A 22922-nucleotide genomic window follows, 5' to 3' on the forward strand; every position below is an offset into this window, starting at 1 on the left:
CGTTCATGAGAACGGTGCTTTTTTATTTGTATTAATTGAAGGAGTTTTGCAGTACAAACTATTCCAATGAACAACAATATTGCCGATATACGCATCGATTACCGCCAGCGTTCCTTATCCGAAAGTGATGTACAATCCACACCCATCCTGCAATTCAGCAAGTGGTGGGACGAAGCTGTAATAGCGCAGATCGAAGAAGTGAATGCCATGACCCTGGCTACCGCCTCTGCGGATGGCATCCCTGCGGCGCGCATTGTGCTGCTCAAAGGCTTTGATGAACGCGGCTTCAAGTTCTTCACCAACTACGAAAGCTTCAAGGGAAAACAGCTCGCAGAGAACCCCAAAGCATGCCTGGTATTCTTCTGGAAAGAACTGGAAAGGCAGGTACGCATTACCGGCCTCGTTGAGAAAGCCACTGTCTCAGAAAGCGACGAATATTTCAGCAGCCGCCCCGAAGGCAGCAGGCTGGGTGCATGGACCTCTCCTCAAAGTCAGGTGATCCCCAACAGAGAATGGCTCGAAAACAAAGAAGAACAGTTAAGAAAGGAGTTTGAAGGGAAGGATATTACACGGCCCGCACATTGGGGAGGATACATTGTTAAGCCTGTGATCGTTGAATTCTGGCAGGGCCGCTCAAGCCGCCTGCACGACAGGATACAGTATACTTTGGGAGAAAAGGGAGAATGGCTGATCGAGCGCCTCGCGCCCTAGAAAATACGGAGAAGATCATGCGGCTGATGCCGTAAAGATGAAGATCAGAATAAGTTGAAAAGTCAATCGCTGGATGACTGATCCGGCTCTTAACTTTTCAACCTTCTATTGCAGCATTATTTGCTGTCGCCTTTGGAAACAACTTTCTTGATTCTTGCAGGTCTGCTTTTGCCGAAAGATCCTTTGAAGATCTTTCCTTTCTTGGTTTTTTTATCACCTCTACCCATGTTGAAAAGAATTTGTAAATGAATAAATGTCGGGCGACAAAAGTACAAAAAAAAAGCTCCGATACTAAGAGTATCGGAACTTTCCATGCAGTTGATGCAGCATTATAATTTAGCTTGCAATTCTTTACCTGCTTTGAAACGGGCAACTTTCTTTGCCTTGATCTTGATCACAGCACCAGTTTGTGGGTTGCGACCATTACGGGCAGCTCTTTTAGAAACAGAGAAAGTACCGAAACCTACGAGGGTAACTTTACCACCACCTTTCAGTGTTTTGGTAACTGCTTCAATGAAAGAGTCCAGAGTTGCGTTAGCCTGTGTTTTTGTTACGCCAGCGTCATCAGCAAGCTTTGCAATTAATTCAGCTTTGTTCATAGTGTAATGTTTTAAATATGCAGGAACAAATTTAGCCGCTTTTTGTTTCCAACAAAATTTTTCTGCACTAAAATTAACAATTAGCAAAAATAGCTACAAGCCGCTTGGGGCAAGGATTATAGGAAAAGTACTATGCTGCCGACGGATACGCATTGCAGTATGTGATTCGCTGAAAGCTGCTACCAGTCTGTGTTTCACGGCAAGCGGCTGAAATCCTCGCCTGTAAAGGGTTTGAAAGGAATATACAATATTTTTTAGCTCATTGCAGAAGAAAATAATCTTATCCACACTCAGTTCACAATCTGCATTACGCTTCGAAATGCAATGAAATTATTGCCCCATCTGCTGAATCCATCATCCCGCAACGGTTGCGAAAACTGCTCGATATATCGCTCGTAGTCTGCATAACTGCTGGCATAATATTGTGCCGCATATGTTGGCCCTTCTTCCTCTTCGGTATCCAGCAACTTTACCAGTTGTTTGCCGGTAAAACATCCGGTTGCCATTACTTCGGGCATATGTATTTCTTTCATCCACTTCACCCACTCGTCGTGAATAGCCCAGCTAACCTTGAGTGTTACATTATATATGATCATACCAGTTGATTTATGCCAGTTCGAGATAAATAGGGCAATGGTCGCTTTGTTTTACATCAGGATAAATAGCCGCCGATTTCACTCTCGGCGCCAGCGGTTCTGTTACACTGATATAATCGATGCGCCATCCTTTGTTTTGCAGCCTTACACTGGGGAAACGCTGGCTCCACCAGGTATACATATGCGGATCGGGATTGAGTGAACGGAAAGTATCCACCCAGCCGGAGGCGAGGAATTTAGTCATCCATTCGCGTTCTTCGGGCAGAAATCCGGACGATTTCTTATTGCCTTTCGGATCGTGAATATCGATTTCGGTATGTGCAATATTGTAGTCGCCGCACAGTACCAGATTGGGTTTGCTGTTGCGGAGCTCTGCTACATAATCGTACATCTCATCGAGCCAGGTGTATTTGTAGGTCTGCCTTTCATCGCCTGAAGTGCCGGAAGGAAAGTAGGCATTGATGATGCGGATATCGCCGATATCCATCTGCAGCACACGGCCTTCATCGTCACTTACCTGATGGCCGGTTCCGTAAACGATATTGTCTGCTTTCTGTTTGGAGAAGATTGCTACACCACTGTATCCTTTTTTCTGAGCGCTGAACCAGTAATCGTGAAACCCCAGATCATTGAACTGTTTGTAGTCTACATTATCGCGGTGGGCCTTGGTTTCCTGCAGGCAGATCACATCGGCCGGATCGGTTTTCAACCAATCCATCAGGCCCTTATTCATGGCGGCCCTGAGGCCGTTCACATTATAGCTGACGATGCGCATGAGAATATTCTTTAATTTGGCAGGCAATTTACACCTTTGGTATGGAAGCAGCATCAGTAAAAAAGCGACGCACAGATCCGATTATCCCGCCGAAACAACACGTTTATCTCGATGGCCCCAAGAGCCGCGGCTCAGAGCTGGCCTTCATCTGGCGTGTGGCAAAACAGTTTTTGTCGTCGTTCCGTACACTCCACTTTGTTGGACCATGCATTACTGTTTTCGGATCTGCAAGGTTTAAAGAAGATCATAAATATTACAATGCCGCCCGCGAATTCGGTCAGCGTATCGGAGAACTTGGTTTCACTACCATGACGGGCGGTGGGCCCGGCATCATGGAAGCCGCTAACCGCGGGGCTTTCGAGCATGGATACGAATCTGTAGGATGCAATATTCAGCTGCCATTTGAACAGCATGCCAATCCATACCTCGATAAATCGCTCATGTTCGAGCATTTCTTTGTTCGTAAAGTAGCGATGGTGAAATACTCTTATGCATTCATCATCATGCCCGGCGGATTTGGTACCATGGATGAATTCTTTGAAACACTGACACTGGTGCAGACAAAGACCATCACCCAATTTCCGATAGTGCTCTACGGAAAAGCCTATCACCAGGAACTCTGGGAGTATCTTGAGTTCATGGCCGATCAGGGAACTATCGCCAAAGAAGACCTTAACCTTGTACTGATGACCGACGATATGGACGAAGCCATGCATCACATCAGCACCTATATCCAAACTAACTTTCAGGTAAAGCCGAGAAAACGCAAGTGGTGGTTGTTTGAAAGCGCATAATAAGTTTTCACCATCCGCAACGTTCGGGCACTTAATGTGATCATCTGCGAAAGACTGCAACTGCCGTTATTTTCCTACATCCTTGTTAAATCAATTGATGCAATTTTGTGTTAACTTCGGTACGACCTTCGCACGTACCCGCAAGTTTCACCTACTTTTGCTGCCTTTTTACTAAAATTTTAACCCTAACTCACCATTATGCGTAAGTGGTTGATGAAGCGTTTGATGATTGCAGGATGTACGTTGCTGGGCCTCTTGCTGATCACTTTCCTGTTGCCTTATTTTTTTCCGGAGTTCGTTGCCAAAAAGATCAAAACCTGGTCTAATCAGGCATTGGCCACTGAAGTGAATTTCAGCAAAGCGAGATTGAGTTTTTTCAATCACTTCCCTTCGCTCACGCTTACGTTGCACGATTTTACCCTCAAAGGATCTGCTCCATTCAATAATGCCAATCTGGTTGCTGCCAATGAAGTGGCACTCGGTATAGACCTCCGCTCGGTATTTGCCAGCAAGATCAATATCAATCAGATCTTCCTCGATAAAGGAAAGATAGATATTCAGGTTTCTGAAAAAGGAGAAGCCAATTACAATGTATACAAGGCAGACACCACGCAGAAAGCCGCACCCGATGCGGATTCCACAGGCGCCAATCTGAAACTGGAAAACATCCATCTCGACGAAACGGAGCTCACCTACAACGATCGCTCCCTGCCCATGACCATCAACGCCAAAGGCCTTCATTACACCGGCTCCGGCGATCTTAGCAAAGCGATCTTCGATCTCCACTCTGAACTGCAGGCCAACAGCTTCCAGTTCGTCTACGACGGAGAAACCTATATCACCGACAAACAGCTGAAAGCAAACCTCATTACCAAGATCAATACCAATTCGCTCGCACTCATATTTGAGAAGAACGAACTCATGATCAATCGCCTCCCTGTTCAGTTGCAGGGCCTCTTCGAGATCATGAAAGACGGCTACAATATGGATTTCAAACTGAAAGCCACTGAAACCGATCTGCATGATGTGATCACTGCACTTCCCGCAAACCTGCTCAAATACTTCGATAAAACCGACATAAAAGGATACACGGAAATCGATGCCGCACTCAAAGGCCAGTACAACGCTGCCACCAACACCATGCCCAGCATGAGTTTCAACATGAAGGTGCGCGATGGTTATGTAGCGCACGACAAAGCGGCGCTGCCTGCAACAAACCTCCGTCTCAATCTCGATGCAAAGCTGCCCGGCCTCAATACAGATAGCCTTAGCCTTAGCATCGACTCTTTCTTTTTCAATATCGACAAAGACTATTTCAACTCCATTGTGTTGTTGAAAGGACTGAATGTTCCTTACATCAAAAGCAAGCTCGAAGCCAATATCGATCTCGCCAATCTCGCAGCAGCATTCGGTTTGAAAGGAATGGAATTCAAAGGCCGATATACGCTCAATTTCACGGCAGACGGCAAATACACAAAAGGACAAAGACCAGGCAGCCTTCGCAAAGACACGGTGATCACCAGCATTCCGGTCTTCAATCTCGAATCGTCGCTAACCGGAGGCTTTATCAAATTCGCATCACTGCCGCAGGGTGTTGATCAGATCAGTTTCAAACTCAACGCAAACTGTAAAGACGGCGTGTATGAACACACGCAACTGAATGTGCAGGATATCAGCGCGAAAGTGTTATCCAACTTCATCACCGGACATTTCAATGTAACCAACGCACCGGATTTTCCATTGGAAGGACAGCTGAAGACCGTCTTCCATCTCTCCGACATCAAACAATTCTATCCGCTCGACAGCATGGATCTCGCGGGTGATCTCGATATCGACATCAACACCAAAGGAAAGTACAACGCAGCAAAAAGATTATTCCCTGTAACCACTGCATTGTTCAAACTCAGCAACGGATCGGTACAGACAAAATATTATGCTTCGCCACTGCAAAAGATCAATATCGATGCAGTAGTTACCAATACCACCGGAAAAATGAACGATCTGAAAGTGGATCTGAAACCGGTTTCATTCGAACTCGACAATCAGGGATTCACCATGCAGGCTTCGCTGCAACAGTTCAATGATCTCCGGTACAATATCGTATCGAAGGGTACGCTCGATATCGGAAAGCTCTATCGCGTATTCGCTATCAAGGGATACAATGTAAATGGTTTCATTCAAACCGATCTCTCCCTCCGCGGCCGTCAAAGCGACGCTACTGCCGGCCGATACGAGAAGCTTTTCAACAAAGGCACTATGAAAGTGCGCGACATTGCGCTCACCAGCGAAATGTTGCCGAAGCCATTCTTCATCAATAATGGTCTCTTCCGTTTTGATCAGGATAAAATGTGGTTCGATACTTTCAAAGCGAAATACGGAAGCAATAATCTTACACTGAACGGCTACCTCTTCAACGTTTTCAACTACGCGTTCAAACCGAAAGAAGCGTTGAAAGGAAAGTTCGAACTCAGCACACCGAAATTTATGGTGGATGAATGGATGGTTTTCAATGGCCAGCCCGATGCTACTGCAGCAGCAGGCAAATCATCTGGTGTGGTAGTGATTCCTGATAACCTCGATCTCAACTTTACTGCCAATGCCGGGAAAGTAGTGTACCAGGGCATAGAACTCTACGACTTCAAAGGTGGGCTCACCATCGCAAACGGAGCGCTCTCTTTGCAGGAGACAGGCTTCACGCTGGTTGATGCGCCCATCACTATGGAAGCAAGCTACAAGAGCACATCGCCTTACAAAGCAGCATTCGAATATCATATCAAAGCAGATACGCTCGATGTGAAGAAAGCGTATAAGCGCATCGACTTCTTCCGTCAGATGGCGCCGGCAGCTGCAAAAGCAGAAGGGCTTATCTCTCTCGATTATGCAATCAGCGGAAGACTCAACAGCGATATGATGCCGGTATTGCCATCACTGAAAGGCGAAGGGGTACTGAGTGTGCAACGTGTAAAAATGCGCGGATTCAAATTGTTCAATGCTGTGAGCAAAGAGACAGGGAAAGAGAGCATGAAAGATCCGGATCTTTCCAAAGTGAATATCAAAACGAAGATCGCGAACAATATCATGACCATCGAGCGCGTGAAACTGCGTGTATCCGGCTTCAGGCCAAGGTTTGAAGGGCAGGTGAGTTTCGATGGAAAATATAATCTGCATGGAAGATTGGGATTGCCTCCGTTCGGCATCATCGGTATTCCGTTCACTGTTACGGGGTCGAGAGATAATCCGAGTGTAAAGCTCAGAAGGAACAGAGAAGGAGATCAGCTGGAAGAAGAGAAGGATGAAGAAGCGTTGGAAGAACAGCGCCAGGCAGAGCAGAAAGAACTGGAGAAGAAACAACAAGATTCAATAAATGCGATAAAGAAAAAGAGCGGGTCCTAGGATCCGCTCTCTTTTGTAAACCCCTCTTATGAAAAAAATCTGGAAAGCTGTTCTGGTTGGCTTTTTCGGCGAAAAAACTCCCGGTCATGTACTCGCACCTCCTATTCCAAAGAAAAAGCCTGATCAAACAGAAGTGATGGAAGGATTGGAGTCAGTGACCAGATATTTTGGTAATCAGAAAGACTCTTTGTTTGTGCCGGAATTTGTGGCTGCAACTGAGATTAATCTGGTGCTCCAACGAAATGAAATTCTTTCCAGAGCCGATGCAGAAGAAGCCCTACAGATTCTCAATAAAATGAATGATGTTGAACATTATGATGGCTCTGGCTGGTACGATTACAAGATTCGCCTGAACTATTACATCAGAATGCATGGTTTCGAAACTGAATGGAATCATAACAACATTCTTCTTAAGGAAACAGTTTCTAAAACAGATTGATTATTCAACGGCTAAGAAAGCATCTTCACGATATCTCCCAGCTGCTTCAGTTTGAATTTCAAATCATCCGACCATTGCAGGCCAATGCATAATCTCATGCAGTTCTGAAACTGGTTCTGCAAAGTGAACATCCTTCCCGGCGCAATACAGATCTTCTTCTTCATCGCAACTTCAAACAGCTCAGTTGTGTCGATATTCCTGTTGAGTTCAACCCACAATGCAAGACCGCCCTGCGGCCTGCTGGTTTTAGTGTCTTCCGGAAAATATTCTGCGATGGCATTTACGTAGTTTACATAATTCTCCTGCAAGGTTTTTCGCAGATGGCGCAGATGGTTTTCATACCTGCCTGTCTTGAGAAAATTTCCTACTGTTTCGTGGATCACAGATGTGGAAGAGATCGAGTGAACCAGTTTGAGTTTCAGGATTTCTTCCTGATATTTTCCCGGCGCTACAAACCCCACGCGATAACCGGGCGCGAGTGTTTTGGAAACAGAGCTGCACCAAAGTACATTTCCTTCCTTGTCGAAAGATTTGCAGCAAAGCGGTCGTTTTGTACCGAAATACAGATCTCCGTATACATCATCTTCGATGATGGGAATATTGTGTTTCGCCATCAATGCTACTACTTCCTTTTTGTTTTCATCAGGCATGCAGCTGCCTAGCGGCGTATTGAAATTCGGAACCAGCAGACAGGCTTTGATCTTCGGAATTACCCGCTTCAACGCATCGAGATCGATGCCTGTTGCAGGATGCGTAGCAACTTCGATTACTTTCAAACGCATACTCACCGCGAGTTGCAGAATACCCGGATAGCAGGGACTTTCAACTGCAATGGTATCGCCCGGTTTGGTGATGGCCATCAGGCAGAAGGCCAATGCATTCATTCCTCCGCTGGTGGTGACGAGATCATCGTGTTTCAATTCCCCTCCCCATGATAATGAACGAACGGCTACCATTCGTCGTAGCTTGAGATTTCCATGAAGCAATTCGTATTCACTTCCGCCTTCTTTCAGTTCGCGTGTTGCGAGCACAATCTCTTTTTTGAGTTTGGCGAGCGGAAGCAATCCGCCCGCAGGAACGCCAATGAAAAATGGTGTGATATCTGCACGACCCATATTCGAATACACCCTACTGATCAGTTCAGCCGGCTCTTTGTGATTGGGCACTATAGATGGCTTGCTGGCGCCGGCCATCGGAAGCCGCAGGTAATTAGGCTGACTTACAAAATATCCTGATTGCGGTTTGGAGTAGATCAGCGACTGCGACTCCAGCTCAACGAATACCCGCTTTGCAGTGTTGATGCCAATTCCGTGCTCCTGACAAAGCATTCGAACGGAAGGAAGTCGTTCTCCGGACTTCAGTACGCCTGTTCTGATCTGCCGGGCAATCTTATCAGAAATAGTATTGTAGAGAAAATCATGTTTCACCATTCAAATATAACTGTGTCTATCGAAAAATCAAAAACTGGGACTGTGTCCTTCCGTAGAGACTGATTAAATTTGTTGAATAAACAGGAGTACAATCATGAGTAATGCATCAGTTAGTTTGGCACCACCGGATAATTCCACCAATGCGTGGATCAATGGCCTGCTTGGAGTAGTGATCTTCAGTGGTTCACTTCCTGCAACAAGAATTGCAGTGATGGATCTTCCCCCATTATTCGTAACGGTATCGAGAGCGGGCATCGCAGGTCTGATGGCATTAGCAGCTTTGTTGTACTTCAAAGAAAAGCGACCCTCAAAACAACAGTTGTGGCCTTTAACAATAGTCGCTATTGGCGTAGTGGTAGGATTTCCTTTACTGAGCGCGCTTGCTTTAAAATATATCACATCAGCTCACTCGATTGTTTTTGTGGGAATGCTGCCACTGTCCACTGCGCTCTTCGGCGTTTTACGTGGCGGTGAGCGTCCACCTACCGCCTTCTGGGTGTTTGCTGTGTTGGGAAGTTTATTGGTGATAGGATTTGCTGTAGCACAGGGAATATCCGCTTCTCCCATCGGTGATATTCTGATGCTGCTGGCGGTGATCGTTTGCGGACTCGGTTATGCCGAAGGAGCTAAGCTTTCAAAAATAATGGGAGGATGGCAGGTGATCTCGTGGGCGCTGGTATTGTCGCTGCCTGTGATGCTTCCACTTACTTTCGTTTTCCTACCGGATTCACTTTCGTCTGTTGGTGCTTCTGCTTGGGGAGCTTTGGCTTATGTTTCTGTGTTCAGCATGTTTATAGGGTTCATCTTCTGGTATCGCGGATTGGCACAGGGCGGCATTGCTTCAGTAGGACAATTGCAGTTGCTGCAACCCTTATTCGGACTGGCTTTGGCGGCAACCCTGCTGCATGAGCATGTAGGAATCGGAATGCTCGCAGTAACTATTGGGGTAATCCTTTGTGTGTTTGGATCGAAGAAATATTCAGCCCGGAAGTAGAGAAAACTAAATACCTGATAATCAAATAAATATTCGAATTAAAGCGTTTTTTACCTTGTAAATTGTAAATCATAATTTAAAATTACAAGGATAATTGCTTATTTTTACCTTGTAAATCGTAAATCATAATTTAAAATTACAAGGATGATTGTGCGTGAGGCTGAGAAAGAAGTATTTCAATTATTAGAGGAATTTCCTGCTGTTGGCCTGCTTGGCCCCCGCCAGGTTGGCAAAACAACATTAGCTGAGACTATTGCTGAAACCTTGAATACAGAAACTGTCTACCTCGACCTGGAAACTCCTTCTGAGATAGTAAAGCTCAAAAATCCAGAATCATTTTTTAATCTGAATATAGGCAAACTGATAATATTGGATGAAGTGCAGAGAATGCCTGAAGTTTTTGCTGTTCTACGCGGAGCAATTGATCGTCGAAGAAAAGAAGGATTCAGAACAGCACAATTTCTGATATTAGGATCGGCTTCACTTGATTTACTCCAACAATCTTCCGAATCCCTTGCTGGAAGAATTGCATACAAAGAGTTATCTGGTTTGTTAGTGACTGAAGTTGGAATAAAGGAGCAGAACAACTTATGGCTCAGAGGTGGCTTTCCAGATAGTTTTCTTGCCAGATCTGATGAAGCTAGTTTGAGATGGAGAACAAATTTTATCAGTACTTATCTCGAAAGAGATGTACCACAGTTTGGTAGCCGAATTCCATCAACAAGCTTGCGTTTATTATGGACAATGCTTGCGCATGCGCAAGGCACACAATTAAACACCTCTAAGCTTGGAGCGAATCTTGGAATTACCGCTCCTACTGCTAAAAAGTATATTGAATTGCTGGAGGATCTGTTGTTGATCAGAACGTTGCGCCCCTGGTCTGGTAACATCGGTAAGCGGCTGGTAAAATCTCCTAAAGTATATATTCGGGATAGTGGCATTGCACATGCCTTACTGAACATTGTAAAATTAAACGACCTCTTAGGGCACCCTGTGGTAGGTGCAAGCTGGGAGGGCTTTGTTATTGAAAATCTGATGGGAGTACTTCCCGAAGGCGCTACTGCATGGTTTTATCGAACTGCTGCCGGTGCGGAGATTGATCTTGTAATAGAAAAAGGTCCAGAGAAAAAATATGCGATTGAAATAAAGAAGTCGGATGCGCCGGTTCTTTCAAAAGGTTTTTATCTTGGTTGTGAAGATATTGGTGCAACCCACCGATTTGTTGTTTATTCCGGAAATGATAGATATCCGGGGATTGAAAATACCCAAGTCTTATCTCTTACAGATATGATGGAAGAGTTGCGAAAAATGTAAGCGAATTATTTTGTAGATAACATATTTGAAAAACCCTTGCAAAATGAAACAGTGATCTCATTTCTGCAAGGGTTTCTTTATGTGTTATAAGCTCCTTCGATTTTACAACTCGTACTCAAGTACAGGTCTCAGCCATTTCTCCACTTCTTCAACACTCATTCCTTTTCTCTTTGCATAATCTTCTACCTGATCTTTCTGAATTTTTCCGATTCCGAAGTATTGGCTTTGCGGATGTGCAAAATACCAGCCGCTAACAGATGAGGCAGGATACATCGCCAACGACTCCGTTAATGTAATGCCTGTTGCTGCTTCGCCGCCGAGCATTTCGAATAGTTTGTATTTCTCCGTATGATCAGGACAAGCGGGATAACCTGGTGCCGGACGAATACCCATGTATTGTTCTGAGATCAGTTCTTCATTGCTGAGATGCTCATCTGTTGCGTAGCCCCAGAATTCTTTACGAACGCGTTCATGCAGGCATTCTGCAAAGGCTTCCACCAAACGGTCGGCCAGTACCTGCAGCATGATCTTATTGTAATCGTCGTGCGTTTGAATGTATTGCTCGATATGCGGCTCGATGCCCTTGATGGTCACCGTGAATGCACCCATATAGTCTGCGAACGGTTTGCCGGATACAGTAGCAGGCTTGATGAAATCTGCGAGTGAAGTATTCGGTTGATCTGCCGCCTTCTTGATCTGCTGACGCAGGAATTCGAGCGACACCACTCCGGCTTTAGTATTCAGTTTCACGGTGTCTGGTGCAGTTGCTTCTGCAGGCCAGAACCCGATCACGCCCTGTGCTGTAAGCCATTTCTCGTCGATGATCTTTTTCAGCAGCACTTTTGCATCTTCATAGAGTCGTGATGCTTCGCTACCAACTTTTTCGTCGGTTAAGATGTTCGGGAATTTGCCGTGCAGTTCCCATGCGATGAAGAACGGGCTCCAGTCGATGTATTGTGCAATCTCTGCGAGATCGTAATTGAGGAATTGCTTTGTGCCGGTAAAGGTTGGAGCAATTGGCTGAAAGTTAGGCCAGTCGATCTTCACAGGGTTTTTCTGTGCCAGTTCGAACGTGAGGTATTGCTTCACCGATTTTTTGCTGGCGAAATCTTCTTTCAGTTTTACGTACTCGGTTTTGATCTTATCGAGGTAAGGAGATTTCTGTTCGTTGCTGAGCAATGAACCGGCAACTGTTACGCTGCGCGATGCATCGAGCACGTGCACTACACCCTGATCGTACTCAGGCGCAATGCGCACTGCTGTGTGCATGCGTGAGGTAGTGGCGCCTCCGATGAGCAGCGGTTGCTGCATGTTGCGGCGTTTCATTTCACGGGCTACGTGCACCATCTCATCCAGTGATGGAGTGATGAGTCCACTGAGGCCAATGATATCTACATTTTCTTTTGCAGCTGTTTCGAGGATCTTGTCGGCAGGCACCATTACACCGAGGTCGATGATGTCGTATCCATTACAGCCGAGTACAACACCTACGATGTTCTTGCCAATATCGTGTACATCCCCTTTAACAGTAGCGAGCAGAATTTTTGCTGCGCCGCCTTGTTGTGCATTGGGGTTGTTTCTCTTTTCTTCTTCGATGTATGGAGTGAGAATGGCTACGCTTTTTTTCATTACACGCGCGCTTTTCACAACCTGCGGAAGAAACATCTTTCCGCTTCCGAAGAGATCACCAACAACGTTCATACCGGCCATCAGCGGGCCTTCGATCACTTCGAGTGGTCGGGCATATTTTTGACGGGCTTCTTCGGTATCGCCATCGATATAATCTGTGATACCGTTTACCAGTGCATGTTTCAGGCGTTCTTCAACGGAGCTGTTGCGCCATTCTTCGTTCTTTACTTCTGATTTGTCTTTCGCTTTTACCGTTTCTGCAAAAGCGATGAGACGGTCAGTTGCGTCCGGACGTTTGTTCCAGATCACATCTTCACAGAGCTCACGGAGCTGTGGTTCTATTTCGTCGTATACCACCAGCTGGCCTGCATTTACGATGCCCATGTCCATCCCTGCGCGGATAGCGTAGAGAAGAAACACGCTGTGCATGGCTTCACGTACAGGCTCATTGCCGCGGAAAGAGAAAGAGATATTGCTCACACCACCACTGATCTTGGCCAGTGGCATGCGCTCCTTGATGGTGCGGGTTGCTTCGATGAAATCGATCGCATAGTTATTGTGCTCTTCGATGCCGGTGGCAATAGCGAAGATGTTTGGATCGAAAATGATATCCTGCGGATCGAAGCCTACTTGTTCCGTGAGGATCTTGTAGGCCTGTGTGCAGATATTCACTCTGCGCTCGTATGTGTCGGCCTGCCCTTGTTCGTCGAAAGCCATCACTACAACGGCTGCTCCGAACATGCGGCAGATATGTGCTTCACGGATGAACTTCTCCACTCCTTCTTTCATAGAGATGGAGTTTACGATGCACTTGCCCTGTACGCATTTCAATCCTGCTTCGATGATCTCGAACTTGGAGCTGTCGATCATGATAGGGATCTTGGCGATGTCGGGTTCGCTCTGCAACAGATTGAGGAAGGTGGTCATGGCTTTCACGCCGTCGAGAAGGGCATCGTCCATGTTGATGTCGAGCACCTGTGCGCCGCTTTCCACCTGCTGGCGTGCAACGCTGAGGGCTTCTTCATACTTGTTCTCGCGTATGAGTCGCGCGAATTTCTTTGAACCTGTTACGTTGGTTCTTTCACCTACGTTCACGAAGTTGGTTTCAGGACGTATCACCAGTGGTTCTAATCCTGAAAGTCGGAGGTATGGTTTTATTCTAACTGTGTCGCTCATTTCATCGTTTTGTGGAGCTGCTTGTCAGCAGGTCCGGCTTTCATCTTGTATGGATGCGGTTTGAAACAATCAGAGGGATGGTTCCAATACCGGCAGTTGTCTTGGTTCGAATGATTTTACATGCTCTGCGATATGGCGGATATGTTCTGGTGTGGTACCGCAGCATCCGCCAACGATGTTTACAAAACCCTGTGAAGCCCACTCTTCGATGAAGTGTGCGGTTTCATGAGGTTGTTCATCGTACTCTCCCATTGCGTTTGGAAGTCCGGCATTGGGATATGCAGAAGTGTAGCAGGCCGCGATATGGCTCAGCTCTTCGATATGCGCGCGCATTTCGTTGGCGCCGAGTGCACAGTTGAGGCCGATGCTCAGTGGGCGGGCATGCATTACGGATGTATAGAATGCTTCCAGTGTTTGTCCGCTCAGTGTTCTGCCAGATGCATCGGTGATGGTTCCGCTGATCATGATGGGCAGTTCGGGAAGACCGGTATCGTGGAAGAATTTCTTGATGGCGAAAATGGCTGCCTTTGAATTGAGTGTATCGAAAATGGTTTCGATCAGCAGAATGTGAACACCACCTTCCACCAGTCCTTTCGTTTGGTCGTAATATGCTTCCATCGCTTCGTCGAAAGTGAGAGCGCGATAGCCAGGATTGTTCACATCGGGAGAAAGGCTCAGTGTTTTATTGAGCGGGCCGATAGCGCCTGCCACAAACCTTGGTTTGGAAGGATCTTTGGCCGTGTACTCATCAGCAGCTTCGCGTGCGATGCGTGCAGATGCTACATTCTGTTCGTAGGCAAACTCCTGCATGCCATACTCACCCTGTGCAATTACTGTGGCTGAGAAAGTGTTTGTTTCGATGATGTCTGCACCGGCATCGAGATATTCGCGGTGAATAGCGCCGATTACATCCGGGCGTGTAATGGAGAGCGCTTCATTGTTGCCTTTGATGTCCGAAGGCCAGGTTTTAAATCTTTCACCACGATAATCTTCTTCGGTTAGCTTGTAGCGTTGGATCATGGTGCCCATTGCACCGTCGATAACAAGGATACGTTTGCGGAGCTCTTTTTTGATGTCCATACCTTACAATTTTAAATTGTACAACAATCCGGACGATATGCAAGGCATATGCCGGTTAAAGTAGAACTGGTATAAACGTTGGGAAATATTGAGGAGTTTTTTCCTGGCGTTCATTAGTTCCGTTTTTTATGCCTTCCGCGTGAGCGGCAGACAACAGGCCGAACAATAAACAAATCCGCCTGTGACTTGCGCAAATCTACGAAATATGGGTGTAATAACAATGGGGCGGTAACCAGCCTCCATTGCTATCGGTTATTCACGTAATTCTCTACGGGGAGTCGGTTGGTGATAGATCTTGCCAGCGTCATTTCATCCGCATATTCCAGTTCGCCGCCGAAGGCGATGCCCCGTGCAATGGTTGTGACTTTCACGGGAAGGGACTGCAATTTTTTCTGGATATAATAGATGGTGGTATCGCCCTGAATATTGGGGTTGAGTGCGAAGATCACTTCGTCTGGCTGATCGTTTTTGATGCGTTGCACCAGCGCTTCGATATTCAGCTGATCGGGACCAATGCCATCTAACGGAGAAATGATGCCTCCGAGAATATGGTAGGTTCCGCTGAACTGTTGGGTGCTTTCAATAGCAATCACATCACGCAGATTCTCCACCACGCAGATCAATTGCTGCTTGCGGAGCGGATTGGAGCAGATGGAGCAGAGATCGGTATCGGAAACATTGAAGCATTTCTGGCAGAATTTGATCTCCTGCCTCATCTTCACAATAGCCTCCCCGAAATGCTCTACCTTATCCTGCTCGGTTTTGAGCAAATGCAATACCAGCCTGAGCGCCGTCTTCTTACCGATACCGGGAAGTTTGGCGAATTCGTTGACTGCATTCTCTAATAATCCTGATGAAAACTGCATACTGCAAAGGTAGGTAGTTTAGCCTGCCTTTGGAAGCGATGGAGCCTATAAAGTGATATCAATTTCGTTATCCCAGTTGGCCTTGATGGTCACCTTTCTGGTTACTGCCATCACTTTTTCGGGCTGAGTATGTTTGCCGAAGAATTCGCCTGGGTCCCAAACGCCGTTCTTATTGGCATCGAAGAGGATACGAAGATCGTAATCTCCGGGAGTGAACAATTTGGCTTTGAAATCACGACTGGTGAATACGTGCGAATATTTTACCTGATTGCTCTGCACAAACTGCAGTACGGGGTTTTTAGTAAGGTCGAGGTTGATGAATTTGAGCTGAACCGTTCCGTATTCACTGTTCTTTTTGGTGCGGAAAGGAATGGTATCGGTTTTAGCTACTTCATTGCCAAGTGTATCTGTGGCAAAGCCTTTCTGGAGAATCAGTTTGTAAGGCGTATTCTCCGTCCAGTTATAGAACACCGATGCGAATTTATTGCTGGTATCGCGCACAACAGTGAAGCCAGTGAGTGGTTGTGCTTTTTCGTCGGCGAGAATGATCTTGCTGGAATCGAAGCTGCTCAGCGGAGCCTGATTGAAACTCAGTCGCAGGGTGTCGAGCAGTCCGAACTGATCGCCGTTGAGGTTGAATGAAGGCCGAAGCTTTTTGTCTTTATCTGCTTTCGCCGGTTTTGGAGGTGTGGCGGGCTTTTTAGGAGGAGTGGTATCGCGCTCCTGATAGGCGTACAGCGTGATATTATTGTTTTCGGTAGTGTTTATATGTTTGTCTGCGAATGCGAAGAGTTGCGATTTACTCATGTACTTGCGCTGGCCGCCTTCATCTTTCATTGCATAAATGGCAAAGGTGCCGGGAGGAAGATGGTGGAACCTGAACTCGCCTTTCGGTGAAAGCTTGGCTACGTAGCGGGGACGTTCTTTTATCACAGCCGAATCATCGAGATCCTGATGAAGTACCACAATCAGCGTGGAATCTGAAAGTCCGGTTTCGGCCACCATTACATTACCACTGATCTCTAACGAATCGATGGATGTACCTGTGCTGAATACATAAGTGAAATTATCCAATATGTTGCCTTCGTTCACGTCTTTGATGCCTTTACCGAATTCGAATATGTAAGTGGTATTGGGTTCGAGCGTGTCTTTGATGGCAACAGTAACTGTTTTCAGATGGCTGGTTACGTTAGGATTGATCTTTGGCGTTGGCGATACCAGCAGGTTCTGTTGTATGTTGTCTATCTGAACGAATTCGTTGAATTCGAACACTACTTTTCTGGCATTGAAACCACGTGCAGAATCTCCGGGAGTTGCTTTCACCAGTCTTGGCGCAAGCGAATCTCTCGGACCTCCGGTGGGAGGGGCGATGTTGGCACATCCTGTACTGCTGACCATACTAACCGCTCCGGCGAATGCCAGCAGCACTATCACGAACAAATGGTTGAACTTTAGCATATATCTGGGATACAGTCTGCAAACTTACTGGGTTTATTTATAAAAACGTCTTAAAGCGGAATGGCTATTCCAGCTCATCTTCTGTTTTGAGCTCGTGCAGTGCGATAGCGAGGTTATTTGTTTTTACAAAATTGCACCAGTGACAATCTTCTTTTCCGCAACCCGTATAGAAATCGCGGGCATGGATCTTATCCCACACCATGCGTATCTGCTGTGTAACGGTGGTGATATCTTCCGGAGCAATCTTAACTATTTCTTTATGGTAGCCTTTTCTTTTTTTGCTGGGTTCGATGAAGTCGAATTGAGTGCTTATCACATTCCAGTCTTTCTTCCCGAAATTGTCCACCAGCAATTTGTAGAATACCGCCTGACGCCAGTAATCACCGCCATTGGGATACCTGTTGCCGGGAAGACTGAACTTGGCTGCAGCTTTATCGGGGTCTCCGGTTTTGTAATCCACTACATTCACTGAATTGCCGTCGAACTCCATCTTGTCTATCTTTCCTTTCAATGGAACGCCCGCTACCACTACATTCCGGATGTTCTGTTCGATGGTCACCACTTTGCTCCAGCTGAAAATGTATTGATCGTAGTAATTGCTGAGCACTTCCTGGCCGTATTCCATCCTTCTTTCAAATTGCTCTTTGGTGAAGCTTTCGCGATGGCGGTTCATGTACCATTTGAAGTCTTCCAGAAAAACCTGTTTGAGCGGGAACTGCTGACCGTTATCCTTCATCTTTCTGAAAAATTGTTCCAGTGCATGGTGCACAGCGGAACCGAATTCTGTGTTCTCATTCTTCGGTGCGGGAATACGCACGAGGTTCTTGAAATAGAATTCGAGTGGGCAGTTGAGGTAATTGTTCAGTGCAGTAAGGTTCATCACAAAGGAGTCGAGCCTTTGAGCAATGAAGCCTTCTTCGAGTTCGTTGATCTCCGGAGCCGCACTTCTGCTGAGTGACAGTGCCTGGAACTCAGCCTGCACATCGTCTCCGATGAATACTTTTTCTACAGGGATATCATGATGCTCCTGGATCTCGGCTATGAACATGGATGGTTCCAGTTCGCGGCCATCGCTCCGGAAGCGGCTGTACGAAATGTTGAGATGCTGTTCTGCACGTGTGAGGGCTACGTAGAATAAACGACGCAGTTCTTCATCATCATTCGGTTCCTCCTTGCTGTTAGCTTTGGAAGTGAAAATAGTATCGGGCAATTTGTATCCGCCGCCGGGTTTTCTTTTCTTTTCCCAGAAGGCGGCATTGGTGCCGGCAACAAATACGTGTTCGAATTCCAGGCCTTTTGAGCCGTGGGCAGTGAGGAGGTTTACACCTTTGTCGCTGCCGCTCACGCGCACGAGCGGAAGCGGTAAGCCTTCGCGCTCCATCAGATCGATCACGTTCACAAATTGCTGCACGTTCATGTTTGGCTGCCTTCTTCTTTCTTCCTGAACAAAATCGAAGAGGCCGGTGATCACCTGCAGGTCCCAGATTTTTTCAGGACTTTCCATAACGCGGGTGAGCACACCTGCTTCGCGCACAATCAGCTCGAACAATTGCTGCAGGGTGAGATTCGAAACGCCACGGATCAGCTTCTCGATAATGATGCTCGCCTGCTTCAGCGATGGATCAGGAGCCGCTGTGAACAGGTCTTTCGGCGGACGGCTGGTTTTGTCGAACAGCAGTTTGCGAAGTGAGATCTTTTCAGACGTGAACTGTTTGTCGGCAACTTCCGAACTCAATTTTGCGATCTCGATGGGAGCAACATCGAACCAGTCGAAGTGCAGGATCTCGAAGAGCATCTCATCGCCGCTGTAAGGGATATCGTGCTCCGTGGCGAGATAACGCAGTAGCTGCATCATCTTATGCACCAATGGCAGTTCGAGTATGTTTATGTTTCGCTTACTGTATACCGGTATATTTCGAAGCATCAGGTAAGTAGCGAGTTCTTCTCCGTATTTATTTTCTTTGTAGATAACGCTGATGCGCCCGGGATCTACGCCCTGGAGCACCAGTGTTTGAATGTCCATGGTGATGCCGATCATCTCCTGTCGCTGCGATTCGTATTCCCTAACTGAAGGCATATGCTGAAGGCCCTTCATTACAGGGTGAGAGGCCACGAGTTCTTTGGTGAGGCCGGGTATCTGTCTTACCAGTCTTTCTTTATTTCTGTTGATGAGCGACTGTGCTACATTCAGTATCGGCTGGGTTGAACGATAATTCTTGGTTAGTACAACTTTGAACAGATCATCTTTATAAGTGTGTGCGAGGCCAAGCATGTTCTCTACGTTGGCGCCCTGGAAACGATAGATACTCTGATCGTCGTCGCCCACTACAAAGATGTTGGGAATGTCCCAGTAGCTTAAAAGCAGCTCTACGAGCCGGTTCTGTGTACCGCTGGTATCCTGATATTCGTCTACGAGAATGTAAAGGAATTGTTCCTGATACCGAGCGAGCAGGGTTTTGTTTTCTTCGAAGCTGCGGATCACCCAATTGATCATATCCTCGAAATCGTATCGGTTGCGATCGCGCATGAGCTGCTGGAAATTATTGAACTCATTCACTGCAGCACGAAGTTTTTCGAGCTTCTCTTTTTCTTCGTCGATCTTATCCTGCTTCAGATCTCCGGCTTTGAATTGTTTGTAGGCGCGTTTGTAAACGAAGCCGTCGCGGTTGGGCAGATCGTTGAGGTATTCATCGATTTTTTCGTTGATGAATTCCGGCGTCCATCCTTCGCGTTTCATAGTGCTGAAGAGGCTTTGCAGGTTATGTATCTCAAAGTATACATCACCGCGATAGCGTTTCAGCGGATGATTTTTAGGGAATGAATCGATCAGCTGAGTGAACAGTTCAATGCGTTCGAGCTCTGAAACCGGGTCCAGTGCTGTTTTCTCGAAGAGCGATAGATTCTCCTGGATGATGTCGTTGCAGAATGCGTGAAAGGTGTAGATGTTCACCTTGTAAGCATCGGGGCCGATGAAACGGGTGAGTCTTTTGCGCATAGCCACCACCCCCGCCTCAGTGTAGGTGAGACAGAGAATGTTCTGAGGTAACGAATCCGTATCGAGCAGTATCTTACCAATCCGGCTGGCGAGGATCTGGGTTTTGCCTGTACCCGGACCAGCAATCACCATTACAGGGCCTTCAATAGTATCGACAGCTCGTTTCTGTTCTTCGTTCAGATGGGCGTATTCAGTGAGGAATTTTTCCTTCAGCTGCTCTCTGCGTATGGACATATTGTGTGTCAAAGATAAGTAGAATGTATTGTTACATAGGCGATTCTGTTTCATTGGTGGAAAGCCTGTGCTTATTGTGTTCAATACACGATGAATCAGCCGGTTACGGGTATTGATTCCAGTAAAGAGATTTTTCTAACAATTGATACCAAGTAGCTTACGGTTGAAAAATTATGCTTATTTTAGAAAAGGGAAAGATTCTTGTTACGGGAATAATTTCAGCTCTTTTACGTTATTGATCAGTCAATCCAAAACAATGAAAAATCAGAACGCACTCAGGATCTTTATCCTCGAAGATGATCTGTGGTACGGTTCTATGCTGCAGCATTATCTTTCACTGAATCCTGATTACGAAGTAAAAAGATTTGACAAACCTGGCGACCTGTTCAACCACCTGCACGAAGCCCCCGATGTAATAACCCTCGACTATTTTATGCCCGACATGGACGGCAGTGAGGTCCTCAAAAAAATCCGCGAGATCAATCCGGATATCAATGTTGTAATCATCTCAGGTCAGGAAGACCTGCGAACTGCTGTGAGCCTGGTTACCGGCGGGGCTTTCGATTACATTGTAAAAGACGAAGACACCAAAGACAGACTCTGGAATGTGCTGCTGCATCTGAAAGAAATTGTGGGATTGAAAAAGAAGATCGCAGCACTGGAAGAGGAAGTTGGTCGCAGAAACGATTACTCGCGTTTTCTGATCGGCCGCAGCGAATGTATGGAGAAGGTGTTTGCAATGATCGGAAAAGCTTCCGGAACCAACATCACCGTGTCTGTAACAGGCGAAACAGGAACAGGTAAAGAGATGGTAGCCAAAGCCATCCACTCCAATTCGGACAGAAGCAAAAAACCATTCATTACTGTAAACATGGCTGCCATTCCACGCGAATTGGTGGAGAGTGAATTATTTGGTCACGAAAAAGGATCATTCACTGGCGCGGTTACACGAAGAATCGGTAAATTTGAAGAAGCAAACAACGGCACGCTCTTCCTCGATGAGATCGGCGAACTGGAAGTAAGTCTGCAGGCAAAATTGCTACGGGCTTTGCAGGAACGCGAGATCACCAGGGTCGGCAGCAATGATGTGATACCGATAAACGTTCGCATCATCGTGGCAACCAACCGCGATCTGCTGGAAGAAGTGCATAAAAAGAATTTCAGGGAAGATCTGTATTATCGTCTCATTGGTCTTCCAATAAAAATGCCCCCGCTCCGCGATCGCGGAAATGATATACTGATATTGGCTAAATCATTTCTCGATCAGTTCTGCGATAACAACAGCCTTCCAAGGAAAGTGCTAAGCCCCGAATCGGCCAGAAAGCTCACCCAGTACGAGTTTCCGGGGAATGTGCGCGAGCTGCGTTCCATCATGGAACTCACTGCAGTGATGTCTGATGGCGATACCGTACAACCAGATCATATCATGATCAATACCCCTCCGGCGGCAGTACATGCCATGAACGGAAAAGAAAGAACCCTCCGTGAATATGAAGTGCAGATTATTCAGCACTTTTTAGACCGGTACGATAAAGATGTGTTGCTGGTAGCAAGAAAACTGGGAATGGGAAAATCAACCATCTATCGAATGATTCAATCCGGTGAACTGAGAACCAAATAATCAATCGATATTTCAATGTTGCAGGAAATCAATTACCGTAGCCTTGGCAAAAGAAGGATACTGGTAGCGGAGGATACCAGCGTGAATCAATTTCTGGTGCGCAGGATCATCGAGGGATGGGGACTGGAAGTTGATATTGCCAATAACGGACAGGAAGCCTTATCAATGGTACAGGAGGGAGAATACGATCTTGTACTGATGGATATTCAGATGCCCGTAATGGATGGCATCGAAGCCACACGTCATATCAGGCAGTTGCCGCAAAGCATGAAGGCCACCATACCCATAGTGGCGCTCACTGCCAACTTCCTCAAGGGCGATCGTGAAAAATACCGCGCAGCCGGCATGAACGATTTTCTTCCCAAGCCATTCAATGAATCTGCCTTGTTTGTGGTGGTATCGAATAATCTGCAACAGCAGGGAGTTCAAATAAAACCGAAGGTTCCGCTGCGCGAAGAAACCATCGTACACACAAATGGCAAGCTTTATGATCTCACACCGCTTCGCGGCATGTCTGGCGGAGATGAAGTGTTTGTTCATAAGCTGGTGCAGCTCTACATTACCTTGTCATCGGAATCGATGGCGCTGATGAAAGAAGAGCTGAAGAATGGCCGCTATGCGGAAGTGAGCAAGCTGGCTCATAAAATGAAATCGCCTTCCGGAACACTCAAGATAGCGTCAGTAAAAGGGATCGTTTGTTCGATAGTCGCATTGACTGCGGAAGAATCACCCGCGAAAATGCCGGAGCTGATAGGTCAGTTGGACAAAGAGTTGGATCTTTGTCTGGGACAGCTGAAAGCTGATTTTCCGGAATAAAA

Annotated in this window: 18 protein-coding genes; 8 read left to right on the top strand and 10 right to left on the bottom strand. The window is 46.5% G+C overall.

The genetic code is table 11. The features are described 5' to 3' along the window. The first annotated feature begins 66 nt into the window (after window positions 1-66). Window positions 67-711 (top strand): pyridoxamine 5'-phosphate oxidase, encoded by a 645-nt coding sequence (gene pdxH / locus HHL16_RS05020; RefSeq protein ID WP_169424040.1) that lies wholly within the window; start codon window positions 67-69, stop codon window positions 709-711. 116 nt (window positions 712-827) lie between these two features. Here pdxH and HHL16_RS05025 read toward each other — a convergent pair whose 3' ends face one another. The 4 genes from HHL16_RS05025 to HHL16_RS05040 form a co-directional block, all read right to left on the bottom strand. Beyond that, window positions 828-938, bottom strand: a complete 111-nt coding sequence (locus tag HHL16_RS05025) for a 30S ribosomal protein THX (protein WP_169424041.1) — start codon at window positions 936-938, stop codon at window positions 828-830. Between the two features lie 102 nt (window positions 939-1040). Next, the gene (locus tag HHL16_RS05030; protein WP_277349340.1) at window positions 1041-1397 is read right to left on the bottom strand and encodes an HU family DNA-binding protein; all 357 of its coding nucleotides are present in this window, start codon (window positions 1395-1397) and stop codon (window positions 1041-1043) included. 203 nt (window positions 1398-1600) lie between these two features. After that, window positions 1601-1906: a DUF4286 family protein gene (locus HHL16_RS05035; protein ID WP_169424042.1), complete on the bottom strand. Its 306-nt coding sequence runs from the start codon at window positions 1904-1906 to the stop codon at window positions 1601-1603. A gap of 10 nt (window positions 1907-1916) precedes the next feature. Then, on the bottom strand, window positions 1917-2708 hold the full coding sequence (locus tag HHL16_RS05040) for an exodeoxyribonuclease III (RefSeq protein WP_240965789.1): 792 nt from the start codon (window positions 2706-2708) through the stop codon (window positions 1917-1919). Between the two features lie 14 nt (window positions 2709-2722). Here HHL16_RS05040 and HHL16_RS05045 point away from each other — a divergent pair, with 14 nt between their 5' ends. The 3 genes from HHL16_RS05045 to HHL16_RS05055 all read left to right on the top strand — a co-directional run bounded on the left by HHL16_RS05045 (window position 2723) and on the right by HHL16_RS05055 (window position 7307). Beyond that, complete coding sequence (locus HHL16_RS05045) at window positions 2723-3475, top strand: TIGR00730 family Rossman fold protein (RefSeq protein ID WP_169424043.1); 753 nt, start codon at window positions 2723-2725, stop codon at window positions 3473-3475. Between the two features lie 198 nt (window positions 3476-3673). Then, window positions 3674-6868 carry an AsmA-like C-terminal region-containing protein gene (locus HHL16_RS05050; RefSeq protein WP_169424044.1) on the top strand — a complete coding sequence of 1065 codons (3195 nt, stop codon included), beginning with the start codon at window positions 3674-3676 and terminating at the stop codon, window positions 6866-6868. A 28-nt stretch (window positions 6869-6896) separates the two neighbouring features. Beyond that, window positions 6897-7307 (top strand): hypothetical protein, encoded by a 411-nt coding sequence (locus HHL16_RS05055; protein WP_169424045.1) that lies wholly within the window; start codon window positions 6897-6899, stop codon window positions 7305-7307. Window positions 7308-7318: 11 nt separating this feature from the next. On the opposite strand, the gene HHL16_RS05060 is transcribed toward HHL16_RS05055, so the two are convergent. After that, window positions 7319-8737: a PLP-dependent aminotransferase family protein gene (locus HHL16_RS05060; protein ID WP_206022254.1), complete on the bottom strand. Its 1419-nt coding sequence runs from the start codon at window positions 8735-8737 to the stop codon at window positions 7319-7321. A 94-nt stretch (window positions 8738-8831) separates the two neighbouring features. Between HHL16_RS05060 and HHL16_RS05065 the strand changes: the two genes are divergently transcribed. Beyond that, window positions 8832-9731, top strand: a complete 900-nt coding sequence (locus tag HHL16_RS05065; protein ID WP_169424046.1) for a DMT family transporter — start codon at window positions 8832-8834, stop codon at window positions 9729-9731. Window positions 9732-9875: 144 nt separating this feature from the next. Then, the gene (locus tag HHL16_RS05070) at window positions 9876-11045 is read left to right on the top strand and encodes an ATP-binding protein (protein WP_169424047.1); all 1170 of its coding nucleotides are present in this window, start codon (window positions 9876-9878) and stop codon (window positions 11043-11045) included. Window positions 11046-11147: 102 nt separating this feature from the next. Here HHL16_RS05070 and metH read toward each other — a convergent pair whose 3' ends face one another. The 5 genes from metH to HHL16_RS05095 form a co-directional block, all read right to left on the bottom strand. Continuing rightward, window positions 11148-13850, bottom strand: coding sequence for a methionine synthase (metH, locus tag HHL16_RS05075; protein WP_169424048.1), 2703 nt, complete (start codon window positions 13848-13850; stop codon window positions 11148-11150). Window positions 13851-13919: 69 nt separating this feature from the next. Then, a complete protein-coding gene (locus HHL16_RS05080) occupies window positions 13920-14930 on the bottom strand; it encodes a homocysteine S-methyltransferase family protein (protein WP_169424049.1) in 1011 nt (336 codons plus the stop codon). A gap of 245 nt (window positions 14931-15175) precedes the next feature. Next, window positions 15176-15796 carry a recombination mediator RecR gene (gene recR, locus HHL16_RS05085; protein ID WP_169424050.1) on the bottom strand — a complete coding sequence of 207 codons (621 nt, stop codon included), beginning with the start codon at window positions 15794-15796 and terminating at the stop codon, window positions 15176-15178. 45 nt (window positions 15797-15841) lie between these two features. Next, a complete protein-coding gene (locus HHL16_RS05090; protein WP_169424051.1) occupies window positions 15842-17254 on the bottom strand; it encodes an Ig-like domain-containing protein in 1413 nt (470 codons plus the stop codon). A 64-nt stretch (window positions 17255-17318) separates the two neighbouring features. After that, window positions 17319-20483: an ATP-dependent DNA helicase gene (locus HHL16_RS05095; protein ID WP_169424052.1), complete on the bottom strand. Its 3165-nt coding sequence runs from the start codon at window positions 20481-20483 to the stop codon at window positions 17319-17321. A gap of 256 nt (window positions 20484-20739) precedes the next feature. Between HHL16_RS05095 and HHL16_RS05100 the strand changes: the two genes are divergently transcribed. Together HHL16_RS05100 and HHL16_RS05105 are read left to right on the top strand one after the other, a co-directional pair. Then, entirely contained in the window at window positions 20740-22104 is a 1365-nt protein-coding gene (locus tag HHL16_RS05100; protein WP_169424053.1) for a sigma-54 dependent transcriptional regulator, read from the top strand. A 15-nt stretch (window positions 22105-22119) separates the two neighbouring features. Next, complete coding sequence (locus HHL16_RS05105; protein WP_169424054.1) at window positions 22120-22920, top strand: response regulator; 801 nt, start codon at window positions 22120-22122, stop codon at window positions 22918-22920. Window positions 22921-22922: the final 2 nt, after the last annotated feature.

It is taken from the genome of Pseudoflavitalea sp. G-6-1-2, assembly GCF_012927185.1.
In the GTDB taxonomy this organism is placed as follows: domain Bacteria; phylum Bacteroidota; class Bacteroidia; order Chitinophagales; family Chitinophagaceae; genus Pseudobacter.